This window comes from Dactylosporangium darangshiense (assembly GCF_039537565.1).
Classification (GTDB): domain Bacteria; phylum Actinomycetota; class Actinomycetes; order Mycobacteriales; family Micromonosporaceae; genus Dactylosporangium; species Dactylosporangium darangshiense.
Genome location: NZ_BAABAT010000222.1, coordinates 1 through 699, shown reverse-complemented (window position 1 = coordinate 699; position 699 = coordinate 1). Strand labels below are relative to the sequence as shown.

Here is a 699-nt window from a genome sequence, read left to right as displayed (position 1 = left end):
GCGCGCAGTGGCCGCGGACGACGCCACGGTCGCGCTGCGACTGCTGGTCGACCGCCGCGACGAACTCGGCCGAGCCCGCACCCAGACGGTCAGCCGGATCCACCGCCTGCTGCTGGAGCTGATCCCCGGCGGGGCGAAGAAGTTCCTCACCCGCGGCCAAACCAGCTACCTGCTGCGCACCGCGCCACCGCCGGCCGGCATCGTCGCCCAGACCCGCCACGACCTCGCCCGCGAGCTCATCGACGAACTCACCACCATCGACGCGAAGATCCGAGCCGCGGACAAACAACTGCGCCAACTCGTCGCCGCCCATGGCAGCACCTTGCCCGACCTGTACGGCATCGGCCCGTCCGGCGCCGCCCGCCTGCTGGGCGACATCGGCGACATCAGCCGATTCCGCACCGCGGCGCACTTCGCCTCCTGGAACGGCACCGCCCCGCTCGAGGCATCCTCCGGCGACCAGCACCGGCACCGGCTTTCCCGGGTCGGCAACCGGCGCATCAACCGCGTCCTGCACATCATGGCCATCGTCCAACTGCGCCGCGACACCCCCGGCCGTGCCTACTACCGCCGCCGCCTCGCCGAAGGCAAAACCACCATGGAAGCGCTCCGCGCCCTCAAACGGCACCTGTCCGATGTCGTCTACAAACGGATGCTGCGCGACGCCACGGCGGCCCGAACCGCCGGGACGGGCCCGGG

The 699-nt window shown here is 71.8% G+C and carries 1 protein-coding gene; it reads left to right on the top strand.

The genetic code is table 11. The annotated features are described in order from the left end of the window. On the top strand, nucleotides 1-699 hold a 699-nt coding region (locus ABD901_RS58810; protein WP_345145141.1), incomplete at both ends, for a transposase.